This window comes from gamma proteobacterium symbiont of Scutellera amethystina, from assembly GCF_059730845.1.
Window position 1 is genome coordinate 843,586 of sequence record NZ_AP035935.1, and the last position, 13,923, is coordinate 857,508.

The window sequence follows — 13,923 nt, forward strand, 5'->3', positions numbered from 1 at the left end:
ATTACAGCAGGTACCAGAGACCCGGGAACAGGTCCATACCGAGGAAGTTCAGCGCATACAGCACCAGAATCACGATCATCGCCGAGAAATCGATGCCGCCCATCGCCGGCAGGATACGGCGAATCGGTGCCATCAGCGGTTCGGTCAGCTGGATCAGCACATAGTCCATCGCGCCGCGTCCCTGGCTGATCCAGCTCATCAGCGAGCGAATGATGATCACCCAGAACACCAGATAGCCGGCGGATTTGACCAGTGACAGCAGGCCCACCAGCAGGTTGGTCGGATCGACGGAGAACACCCCGACCTGAATCAGCAGCAGAATCGGATATTTCAGCGTGGTCAGCACGAATGCCAGCAGCAGTGACGCGGTGTCAATCGGTCCCAGCGCCGGCAAAATGCGGCGCAGCGGTTTAACAATCGGCTGGGTGATCTTCACGACAAACTGCGCCAGCGGATTGTAAAAGTCACAGCGTGACCACTGCATCCAGATGCGCAGCAGCAGCACCATCACGTACAGATCAATCAGCGTTTTGACTAAAAACGTCAGTGTTAACATGAGGTTCCTCAATTATTGTTGTGAAGGGCGTGCATAATCCCGCGCGCCAAATACCGCGGTGCCGATGCGCACCATCGTACTGCCTGCGGCAATCGCCGCATCCATATCGTCGCTCATTCCCAGAGAAAGCGTATCGACGCCTGGATAGTCCTGTTGCAAGGCGCGAAACGCGCTGGCCATCTGCTGGCACACCGCCAGCTGGCGCGCGTAATCCTGCTCGGGCGCCGGAATCGCCATCAGCCCACGCAGGCGCAAACGCGGCAGGGCGGCAATCTGTTGTGCCAGCCCGGCGACGGCCTCCAGCATGATGCCAGATTTGCTGTGCTCGTCACTGATATTTACCTGAATTAACACGTTGAGCGGCGGCAGCGCGGCCGGACGCTGATCGTTCAGCCGCTGCGCGATACGCAGGCGGTCAACGGTGTGGCACCAGGCAAAGTTTTCCGCCACCAGACGGCTTTTATTGGATTGTAACGGCCCGATAAAGTGCCATTGCAGATCAGGATGTGCGGCCAGTTCGGCAACTTTTTCAACCCCTTCCTGCACGTAATTTTCACCGAAGGCGCGCTGTCCGGCGGCAATGGCTTCTGCGATAGCGCTCGCAGGTTTGGTTTTGCTCACTGCAAGCAGCGTAATTTCTTCTGGCGCGCGGCCGCAACGCGCGGCGGCAGCAGCGATCCGCTCGCGCACTTGCTGTAAGTTGTGCTCAATGGAAGTCATAGTCAGGAGAAGTTAAATGGATTTGGATGACGTTGTGGCGCTTAGTGTAAAGCATAATGCGGCCGATCTGCACCTTTGCAGCGGACATTTACCGCACTGGCGCCGGCAGGGCGTGCTGGAGCCAATACCGCAACAGTACAGCTTGCCTGAGCGCTGGCTGCAGGCCTTTAGCGAGCAGTGGCTTAGCGCCGCGCAGCGCAGCGAGTTAGCCAGCAGCGGTCACGTCGATTTCGCCATCACGCTCGGCAACGGCAGCCGGCTGCGCGCCAATCTGTTCCGCCAGCGTCACGGACTGGCGCTGGCGCTGCGGCTGATTGCCAGTCAGCCACCGGATATAGCGCGCCTGCAGCTGCCGGACGTGGTGCGCTCGCTGCTGCAGCTGGAGGAAGGGCTTATCCTCATCACCGGCGCGACCGGCAGCGGCAAATCCACCACGCTGGCGGCGCTGGTGGATAGCCTAAATCGTCAGCAGGCGCGACACATTATCACGCTGGAAGATCCGATCGAGTTTGTCCATCACAGCCAGCGTTCGCTGATTCAGCAGCGCGAAATCGGCGCGCACTGCGCTTCGTTTCAGCTCGGATTAAAAGCGGCGCTGCGTGAAGATCCGGATGTGATCCTGCTGGGTGAGCTGCGCGACAGCGACACCATCCGGCTGGCGCTGACCGCTGCTGAGACCGGCCATCTGGTGCTGGCCACGCTGCATACGCGCGGCGCGACGCAGGCGGTGGACCGGCTGGTGGATGTGTTTCCGGCCGAGGAGAAAAACCTCGTGCGCACGCAGCTGGCCGGCAGCCTGAAAGCGGTGCTGGCGCAGCGTTTAGTCGCCGCCAAAGCCGGCGGCCGCATTGGCCTGTTTGAAGTACTGGTGGCGACGCCGGCGGTCGCTAACCTGATCCGCGAAGGCAAAATGCATCAGCTGCCTGGTGTGTTGCAGACCGGCGCGCAGGCAGGGATGCAGACTTTCGCCCAGAGCGAGCTGGCCCGGCGTGAGGCGGGATTAATTTGAGCAGGGACGTGCCCTGAGAACCGCCGACACGGCGGCGCGAAACCGCGCGGCCGCGTCCGGGCTGATTTAATGCGTCTCGAACCAGTCCTGCAGGATAATCACCGCGGACTGCGAATCGATATGGCCTTTCTGCAGCGCGCGATAGCCGCCGCGTTCGAACAGGTCGGCACGCGCTTCAACGGTGCTCAGGCGCTCATCCTGCAGCTCCACACGCACGCCGAAGCGGCCATGCAGCCGGTTAGCAAACTTGCGCGCGCGCGCCGTCAGCGGCTGTTCGCTGCCGTCCATGTTGAGTGGCAGGCCAACCACCACGTAATCCGGCTGCCACTCTTTCAGCAGCTTACCAATGAGTTCCCAGTCCGGCGTGCCGTCCTGCGCTTTCAGCGCGGTGAGCGGGCGCGCAGTGCCGGTCAGCTGTTGCCCGATGGCGACGCCGATGCTTTTGGTACCGAAGTCGAAGCCGAGCAGCGTTTCACTGGCCATCAGGCGTGCCCTGCATCGCTGGTCATGTTATGGATGTCCACACCCATGCTGCGCGCGGCTTCACGCCAGCGTTCGGCAATCGGCGTCTGGAACAGGATTTGCGTATTGGCCGGCGTGGTCAGCCAGGCATTCTCCAGCAGCTCATTTTCCAGCTGATCCTTCTCCCATGCGCAATAACCCAGCGCTACCAGCACGTTCTCTGGCTGTTCACGCGTGCCGATCGCTTCCAGCACATCGCGTGAAGTGGTGATCACCGTATTGTCAGAAATACGGATACTGGAGGAGAATACGCGCTGGGCCGAGTGCAGAATAAAGCCACGATCTTCCGCCAGCGGACCACCGGCAAACACCGGTTTGTCCAGTTTGATGGCAGGATCGCGTTCTGATGGGCTGATTTTAAGTTTTTTCAGGATGCCTTCGACCGTCAGGTTGTCCATCGGCTTGTTAACGATCAAACCCATGGCACCCTCTTCGTTATGCTCGCAGATATACACCACCGAGCGTTTGAAGAAAGGGTCCTGCAGCGACGGCATCGCAATCAAGAAATGGTGCTGTAAATTCATTCTCACTCGTTTACCAAAAATAGCCGGTGCTGAACGGCTGCACCGGCTTTGGGTGGTTCACGGAGCTCTCACTCCTGCGGCATCCTCAGCCCAAACGTTTTTCAATCGCGTCCATCAGCATGCCGGTGATGGAGACCGGGAACGCCGCCTCGATTTCGCGGATGCAGGTTGGGCTGGTGACGTTAACTTCTGTCAGTTTATCACCGATAATATCGAGGCCGACAAAAATCAGCCCTTTGGCTTTCAATGTCGGACCTACGCGGCGGGCAATTTCCCAGTCGCTGTCGCTCAGCGGACGGGCTTCGCCGCGGCCACCGGCGGCGAGGTTGCCACGGGTTTCGCCGCCCTGCGGAATGCGTGCCAGGCAGTATGGCACCGGTTCACCATCGACCACCAGCACGCGTTTATCACCGTCTTTGATCGCCGGCAGATAATTTTGCGCCATGCAGAAGAACTGACCGTGGTTGGTCAGCGTTTCGGTGATCACGCCGAAGTTGGCATCATCTTTTTTGATGCGGAAAATCGACGCGCCGCCCATGCCGTCGAGCGGCTTGAAGATCACATCGCCATGCTCCTGCCAGAACGCGCGCAGCTGCTCTTTGTTGCGCGTCACCAGCGTGTCTGGCGTCAGGTCGGCAAACCAGGCGGTGTAGAGTTTTTCGTTGCAGTCACGCAGGCTCTGCGGTTTGTTAACGATCAGCGTGCCTTGCTCTTCCGCGCGCTCCAGCAGATAAGTGGCGTAAATGAACTCGGTATCAAACGGCGGGTCTTTACGCATCAGCACCACGTTAAGATCGGCCAGCGGGATAGTCTGCTCGCTGCCAAACGTATACCACTGATCGTAGTTCTGCTCGACGCTCAGCAGCCGGGTGCGCGCGTAAGTCACGCCACCGCGCAGCGACAGATCGCCCATCTCCATGTAGTGAATTTCATAACCGCGGCGCTGTGCTTCCAGCAACATGGCGAAGCTGGAGTCTTTTTTAATGTTGATGGACGAAATCGGGTCCATAACGATGCCAAGCTTAATCATTATTCTCTCCTCAAAGGGGAATTCAGCCACCCCGTTCCGTGCGAAAGCGTTGTGCTGGTCAGTTATCTGCGTGTGTCTTCGGGCTGAAAGTATCCCTTAACCGAGGTCACCAAACCTCACCTGAAGTGCCGTGATGGCGGTGAGCGCCGTGGTTTCGGTGCGCAAAACGCGCGGACCGAGCAGGATATCGGTAAAGCCGTGCTGCGCCGTCATGGCAATTTCCTCTGCCGACAGGCCGCCTTCCGGGCCAATCAGCAGCCGTACGCGCTCAACCGGCTGCGGCAGCGTATTGATGCTGTGACTGGCGCGCGGATGCAGATTGAGCTTCAGGCCGTCATCCGCTTCGGCGCACCAGGCTTCGAGCGTCATCGCGGCGCGGATTTCCGGCACGCGATTACGACCGCACTGCTCGCAGGCGGCGATGGCAATTTTCTGCCACTGCTGAATCTTTTTCGCCAGGCGTTCGGCATCCAGCTTTACGCCACAGCGTTCAGAAAACAAGGGCGTAATCACATTCACGCCCAGTTCGATCGATTTCTGGATAGTGAATTCCATTTTTTCACCGCGCGACATCACCTGACCGAGGTGTAAGTGCAGCGGGGATTCGCGATCGTCAGGCTGGCTGGCAAGGACCTTTACTTTTACACGCTTTTTGTCGGCCTGGGTGATTTCGGCGCTAAAAGTCAGATTACTGCCATCAAACAGCTCGATCTGCTGTCCGGCGCTCATGCGCAACACGCGGCCGACGTGGTTGGCGGCATCCTCATCAAGCAGAACTTCACTGTTAACGGTTAGAGCTTCGGGGTGATAAATGCGGGGTATGCGCATGCGGTTCCTGCCGGCGTTATGCCGCATCGCGCGATGCGGCCCAATCGAAAAAAGCTAGTGTAGGGTAGCGCTTTCAGCGCTGGCAAGCCTGCTGTACCCAGGAATTGTGATTTCCCTGCACCGTGGCGATGCGCTGGTCACGTTCGCACTCCCACGGCGTGACCGGATACTGCTTGTTCCACGCGGTGAACAGCTGGGTTTGCTGGCGTGACAGGCGCAGATGATACTGGTCGCGCATATAGAAGTAGGTGCGGGCGATGGCGCCGCGCGCGCGCTCGGGAGGCTCGGCGCGCTTCTGCTTAAAATCGATCTTCATGCTGCACTGACCGTACTGCTGCTCGTCACCGTTCCACTGGCTGTACTGGAAGTTATTGCGGTCACCGTTCACTTCGCCGATGGCTGGCTGCAGGTTGTGCAGATCGCTTTCGATGCGGCGGTAGTCTGCGTCTTTGCTGCAGTTTTTCCGTCCGCCATTTTGCCAGCACTGACGCTGATGACCAAACTCCCACGCCGGCATGACGTGTTCCCACTCGATGCGTTCCGCGCGGTTGGCGTTCTTGCGCACGCTATAGCCGCAGCTGCTCAGATCCGGCACGCCTTTTTTACCGTGCCAGCTGATTTTGCAGCCGCAGTAAAAATCCGCCGGCGCATCCGCGTTGATCTTTGCCGCGACCACTTTCGCCTGCTGAAAATTGTTCTGGTTGTAATGGGTGAGACTGAGGCTGTACGCGCTGAGCGGCGCGACCAGCAGAGAGAGTAATAACAGCGTTTTGCGAGACATATTCCAAAAAATAACCTGGTACCGAAAAAGGGCGGCAGGGTAACAGAATGGCCGGGCGCGGGGAATGAGAATCGCGGACTAATCCGCTGCGTATTCACCGGGTTGCAGCAGCGTACCGCAATGCACGCAGCGATATTCGCTCTCACCACGCACCACGCGGTTATGGCGGCGTACCGTCAGCTGATGTTGCTGGCAGCGACAGCGATAGGGGAAGGTATTGCTGCGCACCGAAGTGATGGCGAACTGGTGGGTGCGGCGGGCGGGCACGCCCAGCACGTCCTCCATCATCCACTTCCACTCTTTGCCGTGCGGCGGTACGCGGCCGAAGGTTTTCCACACCAGCAGATGCGCCAGCTCATGCGGCACCACTTCATCAATAAAAGCCTGCTGGTTTTCCAGCAGCAGCACCGGGTTGAGGCGAATTTGCCACTGCTCCAGCCACGCGGTGCCTGCGGCCGTACCGCGCTGCTGATAAACCAGCGTTGGCTCTTCGAAATGACGTTCGAGTTTTTGCTGAGCCAGCTGCAAAAAATGGCGCAGCGAGCGCATGACGGCTTGTTGCAGGGCGATGGGCAGACGTGGCGTTTTCATGTGCGGCAGCATAAGGCGTTGCCGCGGGGTACGCAACTGCATGCGCACAGGCGGCAGATAAAAAAAAGGGCCGCCCTGCGGCAGCCCCGGTTAACGCGTCTGGCCTTACTGCTGGCCGATATCGCGCAGTTTTTTGCCCGACATCAGGTTGCGCTCGATGTGCTCCAGCGAGACGTTTTTGGTCTCCGGAATCAGCGCGACCGTCAGCAGAATAAAGAACACGTTCAGCGCGGCGTAGACCCAGAAAGTCGGCGCGTTGCCCAGCGAGTTCAGCATGGTCAGGAAGGTGGCACCAACGATCATGTTGGCAATCCAGTTGGTCGCGGTAGAGACGGTGATACCAAAATCACGCCCTTTCAGCGGCTGAATTTCAGAACACAGTACCCAAATCAGCGGACCGGCTGACATCGCGAAGCCAACAATGAACATCAGCAGCATGGCGATGGCAAAGTACTGCTCACCGGCAGAGTTAATGCCAATGTGCAGCATGGTACCAAGGATGCCCATACCGGCTGCCATCACCAGGAAGCCCAGCACCAGCGTTGGTTTACGGCCCCAGCGATCCACCAGACCGATAGCAATAAAGGTGGCCAGCACGTTCACCAGACCTACGATCACCGTGCCCCACATTTGCTGCGTGGTATTGGCGAAGCCGGCGATTTCGAAGATTTTCGGTGCGTAGTACATGATGACGTTCATGCCGGTGAACTGCTGCATCACCTGCAACAGCACGCCGAGGAACACCGCGCGGCGGAAGTTGCTGTTGCTCTGGAACAGCTGCCAGCCGGACTGTTTGATCTTCAGGCTTTCGCGGATCTCATCCAGCTCGCGTTTCGCCTGCTCGCTGGTGTCACGCAGGCGGTCCAGCACGCGCTGTGCATCGCGGAAGTCACCTTTCGCCGCCAGCCAGCGCGGGCTGTTTGGCAGGAACACCACGCCAACCAGCAGCAGCACCGCCGGAATAGTGATGATGCCCAGCATCCAGCGCCAGTCGCCCGAGGCACTGAACGCGGTGTCCGACAGGTAAGCGCCGAGAATACCGATGGTGATCATCAGCTGATACAGGGAAATCATACTGCCGCGGATCTTCTCTGGTGCGATTTCCGAGAGATACAGCGGGGCGGTATAAGAGGCAACGCCGACGGCAAGGCCGAGCACCACGCGTGCGGCAATCAGCATTTCCGGGTTTGGCGCCATTGCCGACCACAGTGAACCGATAACGAACAGGATGGCACCGGCCATCAGGCTCTTTTTACGGCCGAGACGCGAAGACATCCAGCCGCTGCCCACGGCACCGACCGCAGCACCGAACATCATTGAGCTGACGATCCACTCCTGCTGATGTGCGGTAACGTTGAAATCTTTCGCGATGAAGGGCAGGGCACCGGCGATAACGCCGATATCCAGACCGAACAGCAGGCCCGCCAGAGCGGCCAGAAAGCAGACAAACAGGGTCATCGCCTTGTTTGAGGTTCTGCTTTTGTGAGTATTACCAGGCATATTGCCTCCGAAGTTTATCCATCTTTGTTTTTATCAATGTTAAGTAAGCTGCCTGCGGGAAAAAGTGAGTGCGATCACATCGATGTAATCGGTTACACACGCTGAAACCCTGTAATCCAGCATTTTTTGCCCGAATCAGTCACATAACCAGTAAGGTATAGCACCCTTTAAGTTTCTGACATCACTATAAATATCGGCTATCAGACGACGCTGAAAATAACGCATTTTCATCACCGTTACTACGCTGAAAAATCTCTAAATTGAAGATATTAAAAGGATTTCAAAATGTAATCGTTAACACTTTGTTGTAAGCGCAGTGCTAACAGTGTAGACAGCGCTGAAAAATGCGCCTGCGGTGGTATAGACAAAAAGTGTGATGGTGCAGAGGCGGGATAGGGGAAGCGGTCAGGGACGAAAGCGTGGAAATTTCGCCAGTAAAAAAGCCCGCTTGCGCGGGCTCGATTTTACCTTCTCCGCTAAGAGAAGATCGGGGTGAGAGCCGTTGCCCGCACCCGCGTTGATTACAGGCCTGCGGCCTCGCGCAGCTGGGCGGCTTTGTCGGTCTGTTCCCACGGGAAGTGTTCACGACCAAAGTGACCGTAGGCAGCGGTTTCTTTGTAGATTGGCTTCAGCAGATCCATCATCTGAATCAGACCGTATGGACGCAGGTCGAAGAATTCACGCACCAGTAGCGTCAGCTGTTCGGTTGAAACTTTCTCGGTACCGAAGGTTTCCACCATGATTGAGGTCGGTTCTGCCACACCAATCGCGTAAGAAACCTGGATTTCGCAGCGATCGGCCAGGCCAGCGGCAACGATATTTTTCGCCACGTAGCGCGCAGCGTAAGCCGCTGAACGGTCAACTTTCGACGGATCCTTGCCGGAGAACGCGCCACCGCCGTGACGAGCCATGCCGCCGTAGGTATCGACGATGATTTTACGACCGGTCAGGCCGCAGTCGCCCATCGGGCCGCCGATCACGAAACGACCGGTTGGGTTGATGTGGTATTTGGTGCTGGCGTTGATCCACTCGGTCGGCAGTACCGGCTTGATGATCTCTTCCATCACCGCTTCACGCAGATCGGCCTGAGAAATCTCTTCTGAATGCTGAGTTGACAGCACTACCGCATCGATACCGACGATCCTGCCGCCGTCGTACTGGAAGGTAATCTGGCTTTTGGCATCCGGGCGCAGCCATGGCAGCGTACCGTTTTTACGCACTTCAGCCTGACGCTGCACCAGACGGTGCGCGTAGGTCACCGGTGCCGGCATCAGCACGTCGGTTTCATTGGTGGCGTAACCAAACATCAGGCCCTGGTCGCCCGCGCCCTGTTCCAGCGGATCGGTACGGTCTACGCCCTGGTTGATGTCCGGCGACTGTTTACCAATCGCGCTCAGCACCGCACAGGAGTTAGCATCAAAGCCCATATCGGAATGAACATAGCCGATTTCACGTACGGTATTACGGGTGATCTCTTCGATATCGACCCAGGCGCTGGTGGTGATCTCACCGCCAACCAGCACCATACCGGTTTTTACGTAGGTTTCGCAGGCGACACGTGCTTTGGGATCCTGTTCAAGGATGGCGTCCAGCACGGCATCGGAAATCTGATCGGCGATTTTATCAGGATGTCCTTCTGATACGGACTCGGATGTAAAAAGGTGTTTAGCCATTCTGTTCTTTACCTTGCAAATGGTTTGAATTCGACTGCATAGCGTAAGCGGGATGATGCCAGCTCGACGCCCCTTCAGGCAAAGCCGCAAGCAGTAGGAAGTGTCAGCGTACCAGGCTCACACCGCCTGGATGTTAATCAGTTTAGATGGAAAACCATCTGGACGGCTATTTTAGGTCACTCAGTGCGCGTTTTTCCAGTGCTTTTTCGCCATCCGCATTTATCGCTACAGATCAACTGGAATATTTTCCTGACACCCGCCGCAGCGCGCCGACAAAGATTTTGCATTTTGCCGCGTCAGACTGTATAAAACGCCGCAGTTGTCCCATGGATGACGCCCCCGTGCGTCGCGCTGTCAGAGGCTGTTGATCTGATTTTCATCCACTCCGTTTCCGCATGCTGTTAGCAGGCGCTGGAGGTGATAAAAACAATGAACCACATTTTCGCTCTCTTCGGTTCACGGCGCCGTTCTGGCGCGCTGGCACGCCTTTCCATTTCCAGTTCTGCTCTTTTCTCTCGTCGAAGTTTTCTGCGCTGCGGTAATTATCCCGACACGAGCGCCGGCTAAGCTATTCCCCCAGTTTCTCTGCTGTGTTTCACTCGCCTGTGGTGAGGTGATGCGGGACGATTTTGCCCCGTTGTGCACCGCTTCCGGCACGGTGTTTTACACTTAACCTCAGTAAGGCGCACGGTAACCTGCTGAGGCAAGATAAGCAGAATGAGGAAATTTCCATCCGGCGCAGTAGCAGCAAAATCCGGCAACTTTTTCATATTTCAACGGAAAATTGAGGTTCGTGATGTCTGACGACATGAAGAATATCAAGGGTTCGTCAGCTGGCGAACAGGGTGTACTCCGCTCGATGCAGGAGGTGGCGATGAACGATCAGGACGCAAGCAGAATGCTGCGCACCTACAACATTGCCTGGTGGGGAAACAACTATTACGACGTCAACGAACTCGGCCACATCAGCGTCTGCCCGGATCCGGATCAGCCGGAAGTGCGCGTTGACCTGGCGAAGCTGGTTAAAGAGCGCGAGGCCGACGGCCAGCGCCTGCCTGCGCTGTTCTGCTTCCCGCAAATTCTGCAGCACCGTCTGCGTTCGATTAATGCCGCCTTTAAACGCGCGCGTGAATCTTACGGCTATAAGGGCGACTACTTCCTGGTTTACCCGATCAAAGTTAACCAGCATAAGCGCGTGATTGAATCGCTGGTCAACTCCGGCGAGCCGCTGGGGCTGGAGGCGGGTTCCAAAGCTGAGCTGATGGCGGTGCTGGCGCACGCCGGGAAAACCCGCTCGGTGATTGTGTGTAACGGCTACAAAGACCGCGAATATATCCGTCTGGCGCTGATTGGTGAAAAGCTCGGCCATAAAGTCTATCTGGTGATTGAGAAGATGACCGAAGTGCGCCTGGTGCTGGAAGAAGCCGAGCGGCTGAACGTGGTGCCGCGCCTCGGCATCCGCGCCCGTCTGGCATCGCAGGGCTCCGGTAAGTGGCAGTCGAGCGGCGGCGAGAAATCCAAATTTGGTCTGGCGGCATCGCAGGTGCTGCAACTGGTCGATATCATGCGCAAAGCGGGTCGTCTTGACAGCCTGCAGCTGCTGCATTTCCACCTCGGCTCGCAGATGTCCAATATTCGCGATATCGCCACCGGCGTGCGTGAATCGGCGCGCTTCTATGTTGAGCTGGCGAAGCTGGGCGTCAACATCAAGTGCTTTGACGTCGGCGGCGGGCTTGGGGTTGACTACGAAGGCACGCGTTCGCAGTCAGACTGCTCGGTCAACTACGGCCTGAACGAATACGCCAATAACGTGATCTGGGCCATCGGCGACGCCTGTGAAGAGCACGGTCTGGAGCATCCGACTGTGATTACGGAATCGGGGCGTGCGGTGACCGCGCACCATACCGTGCTGGTCTCCAACATCATCGGCGTTGAGCGCAATGAATTCAGTACGCCGGTCGCACCGGATGCCGACTCACCGCGCCCGATTCAGAGCCTGTGGGATACCTGGCAGGAGATGCACGAGCCAAGCGTACGCCGTTCGCTGCGCGAATGGCTGCATGACAGCCAGATGGACCTGTTCGACATCCATACCGGCTATTCATCAGGCACCTACGATCTCGGTCAGCGCGCCTGGGCAGAGCAGCTGTATCTCAGCATCTGCCACTATATTCAGCAGCACCTTGACCCGAGCAACCGCGCCCATCGGCCGATCATTGATGAGCTGCAGGAGCGCATGGCGGACAAGATTTACGTCAACTTCTCGCTGTTCCAGTCGATGCCGGATGCGTGGGGCATCGATCAGCTGTTCCCGGTGCTGCCGCTGGAAGGGCTGAACAAAACTCCGCAGCGTCGTGCGGTACTGCTGGATATCACCTGTGATTCCGATGGCACCATCGATCACTACGTTGACGGCGACGGTATTGCCACCACCATGCCAATGCCGGAGTACGATGTGGATAATCCACCGATGCTGGGCTTCTTCATGGTCGGGGCGTATCAGGAAATCCTCGGCAATATGCATAACCTGTTTGGCGATACCGAAGCGGTTGACGTCTTCGCCTTCCCGGATGGCAGCGTAGAAGTGCAGCTGTCTGATGAAGGGGATACCGTGGCGGATATGCTGCAATACGTGCAGCTCAATCCTAACGATCTGATGACGTTATTCCGCGATCAGGTAAAACAGCAGCAGGATATTGACGAAGAGCTGCGGGCGCAGTTCCTTGAAGAGTTTGAGAGTGGGCTTTACGGCTACACCTATCTCGAAGACGAGTAAGTGTATTTCCCGCAACGGGCTCCGGCTGGAGCCCGTTATTATCACCTTCCCTGACAATCCTTCCTGCCATTTATTCAATTCGTGATCGCTATCACTCTGAAATTATCCCGGCCGAAACAGCAAATTCAAACCGTTTATTAACAAAAGCTATCTGCTTAATTCAGCAGCGAAAGCGCATCGGCAGCGAAAAAAACGTTTTTTAAATCTGTGGCTTAGTGTTGTACCTGCCCGCAAATGACCAATCTTTCTTTTATGAGTTTCTGGCTATCTATAATAAAAATTTAAGCATAAGGCGGTGGGTGAGCGATGTGCAGACTGTCGGTTTTTTGACGCTTTCTGGAATCCCGCTTTAAGCAGTGCAATATCCCATCTTAAGCACAAAGCCAGAATTTATACCAATGCTTTATAATTAATTGCTTATTAATCAATTGATTATTGGTTTTATTTTTTTGTCAGGGCCGATAAGTAAAATCTGAAATCTAAGAATTATCTGATCTTTATATGAAGCATGCAGTGAAAATGAAGATTTATTGATTGGTTTAAACGATTAAAGTTCACGCTGTTGTTCACTGAAATCTATTTTTCAAAATGTAAGTTGTAAGTTAACCTTCAGTTAAGGTGTTAAGTTTTATCGATGTTTCCCTTACGAATCACATGAGAAAAGCTGACGGTTTAACGCGCTATCAGCCAGTGTAAGGATCGTAAAATGCGCTGCAAATCCGACTACATTCTGATGCTGGAGCCGGTTCACGCTATTTCCGGTGAAGTGGTGGCATGGGAATTGTTGACGCGTTTCGCAGATGATGCAGATACCAATAATAAGCGTAACCCTGACAGGGATGCAGGGTTCTTCAGTCGGCTTTCTGCTGACGAAAAATGGCAGTTATTCCTCCACCAGGTCGAAAAACTTATTCAGCTTTACCATGCGGGGTTTGAGCAGGTCATCAGCGTTAATGTAGACAGAGATATTGTTTCAGGCATTTTTAAAGATGCTGAAATACAAAGAAAACTGGCCGCGCTGACGCGATTACGGCTGGAAATCTCTGCCTTCTTCACCGCACGTTTTAATAGTGCCGACCTGCTGATCCTGAAAGGCGTAGCCAAAATCACGCCGGCCCCGTTATGGCTCGATGACTTTGGTCCGGGTTATTCCAACCTGACCATGCTCGATAGCGGAATATTCGACATCGTCAAGATTGATAAAAATTTTTTTTGGCAATTTGGCGAAGATCGCACTTTCGACATTCTGCTCGACCACCTCAACCAATTATGTCGCGGCGTGATTATTGAGGGCGTTGAACATCAACGTCAGGTTGATTTGCTGTCGCAAAAATCAATTTACGGCATGCAAGGCTACCACTGGAAGAGCGTCTATCTCACTGATTTGTTGGCGCAAGTCTGAAAAGAGTTCGG

Annotated in this window: 13 protein-coding genes; 3 read left to right on the top strand and 10 right to left on the bottom strand. The window is 56.0% G+C overall.

Features of this window, described 5'->3' with window-relative positions; genetic code table 11:
• Position 1 precedes the first annotated feature (1 nt).
• Positions 2 to 556: a YggT family protein gene (locus AC6I79_RS03910; RefSeq protein ID WP_021506626.1), complete on the bottom strand. Its 555-nt coding sequence runs from the start codon at positions 554 to 556 to the stop codon at positions 2 to 4.
• Between the two features lie 12 nt (positions 557 to 568).
• Complete coding sequence (locus AC6I79_RS03915) at positions 569 to 1,276, bottom strand: YggS family pyridoxal phosphate-dependent enzyme (RefSeq protein ID WP_021506627.1); 708 nt, start codon at positions 1,274 to 1,276, stop codon at positions 569 to 571.
• A gap of 16 nt (positions 1,277 to 1,292) precedes the next feature.
• Between AC6I79_RS03915 and AC6I79_RS03920 the strand changes: the two genes are divergently transcribed.
• Positions 1,293 to 2,285, top strand: a complete 993-nt coding sequence (locus AC6I79_RS03920) for a type IV pilus twitching motility protein PilT (RefSeq protein ID WP_238561556.1) — start codon at positions 1,293 to 1,295, stop codon at positions 2,283 to 2,285.
• A 66-nt stretch (positions 2,286 to 2,351) separates the two neighbouring features.
• Here AC6I79_RS03920 and ruvX read toward each other — a convergent pair whose 3' ends face one another.
• The 8 genes from ruvX to metK form a co-directional block, all read right to left on the bottom strand.
• Positions 2,352 to 2,768, bottom strand: a complete 417-nt coding sequence (gene ruvX, locus AC6I79_RS03925; protein ID WP_058757113.1) for a Holliday junction resolvase RuvX — start codon at positions 2,766 to 2,768, stop codon at positions 2,352 to 2,354.
• Positions 2,768 to 3,331, bottom strand: coding sequence for a YqgE/AlgH family protein (locus tag AC6I79_RS03930; RefSeq protein WP_021506630.1), 564 nt, complete (start codon positions 3,329 to 3,331; stop codon positions 2,768 to 2,770). The genes ruvX and AC6I79_RS03930 overlap by 1 nt, the downstream gene beginning before the upstream one ends.
• A gap of 85 nt (positions 3,332 to 3,416) precedes the next feature.
• Positions 3,417 to 4,361, bottom strand: coding sequence for a glutathione synthase (gshB, locus tag AC6I79_RS03935; protein ID WP_021506631.1), 945 nt, complete (start codon positions 4,359 to 4,361; stop codon positions 3,417 to 3,419).
• A 96-nt stretch (positions 4,362 to 4,457) separates the two neighbouring features.
• A complete protein-coding gene (gene rsmE, locus AC6I79_RS03940; RefSeq protein ID WP_021506632.1) occupies positions 4,458 to 5,189 on the bottom strand; it encodes a 16S rRNA (uracil(1498)-N(3))-methyltransferase in 732 nt (243 codons plus the stop codon).
• 73 nt (positions 5,190 to 5,262) lie between these two features.
• Complete coding sequence (endA, locus tag AC6I79_RS03945) at positions 5,263 to 5,970, bottom strand: deoxyribonuclease I (RefSeq protein WP_104093687.1); 708 nt, start codon at positions 5,968 to 5,970, stop codon at positions 5,263 to 5,265.
• A 78-nt stretch (positions 5,971 to 6,048) separates the two neighbouring features.
• On the bottom strand, positions 6,049 to 6,561 hold the full coding sequence (locus tag AC6I79_RS03950; protein ID WP_088517903.1) for a SprT family zinc-dependent metalloprotease: 513 nt from the start codon (positions 6,559 to 6,561) through the stop codon (positions 6,049 to 6,051).
• A gap of 105 nt (positions 6,562 to 6,666) precedes the next feature.
• Positions 6,667 to 8,061 carry a sugar porter family MFS transporter gene (locus AC6I79_RS03955; protein ID WP_031279461.1) on the bottom strand — a complete coding sequence of 465 codons (1,395 nt, stop codon included), beginning with the start codon at positions 8,059 to 8,061 and terminating at the stop codon, positions 6,667 to 6,669.
• A gap of 521 nt (positions 8,062 to 8,582) precedes the next feature.
• Positions 8,583 to 9,734, bottom strand: coding sequence for a methionine adenosyltransferase (gene metK, locus AC6I79_RS03960; RefSeq protein WP_058771539.1), 1,152 nt, complete (start codon positions 9,732 to 9,734; stop codon positions 8,583 to 8,585).
• 796 nt (positions 9,735 to 10,530) lie between these two features.
• On the opposite strand from metK, the gene speA reads away from it, so the two are divergent.
• Together speA and AC6I79_RS03970 are read left to right on the top strand one after the other, a co-directional pair.
• Complete coding sequence (gene speA, locus AC6I79_RS03965; protein ID WP_071813582.1) at positions 10,531 to 12,510, top strand: biosynthetic arginine decarboxylase; 1,980 nt, start codon at positions 10,531 to 10,533, stop codon at positions 12,508 to 12,510.
• Positions 12,511 to 13,216: 706 nt separating this feature from the next.
• Complete coding sequence (locus tag AC6I79_RS03970) at positions 13,217 to 13,912, top strand: EAL domain-containing protein (protein ID WP_058757107.1); 696 nt, start codon at positions 13,217 to 13,219, stop codon at positions 13,910 to 13,912.
• Positions 13,913 to 13,923: the final 11 nt, after the last annotated feature.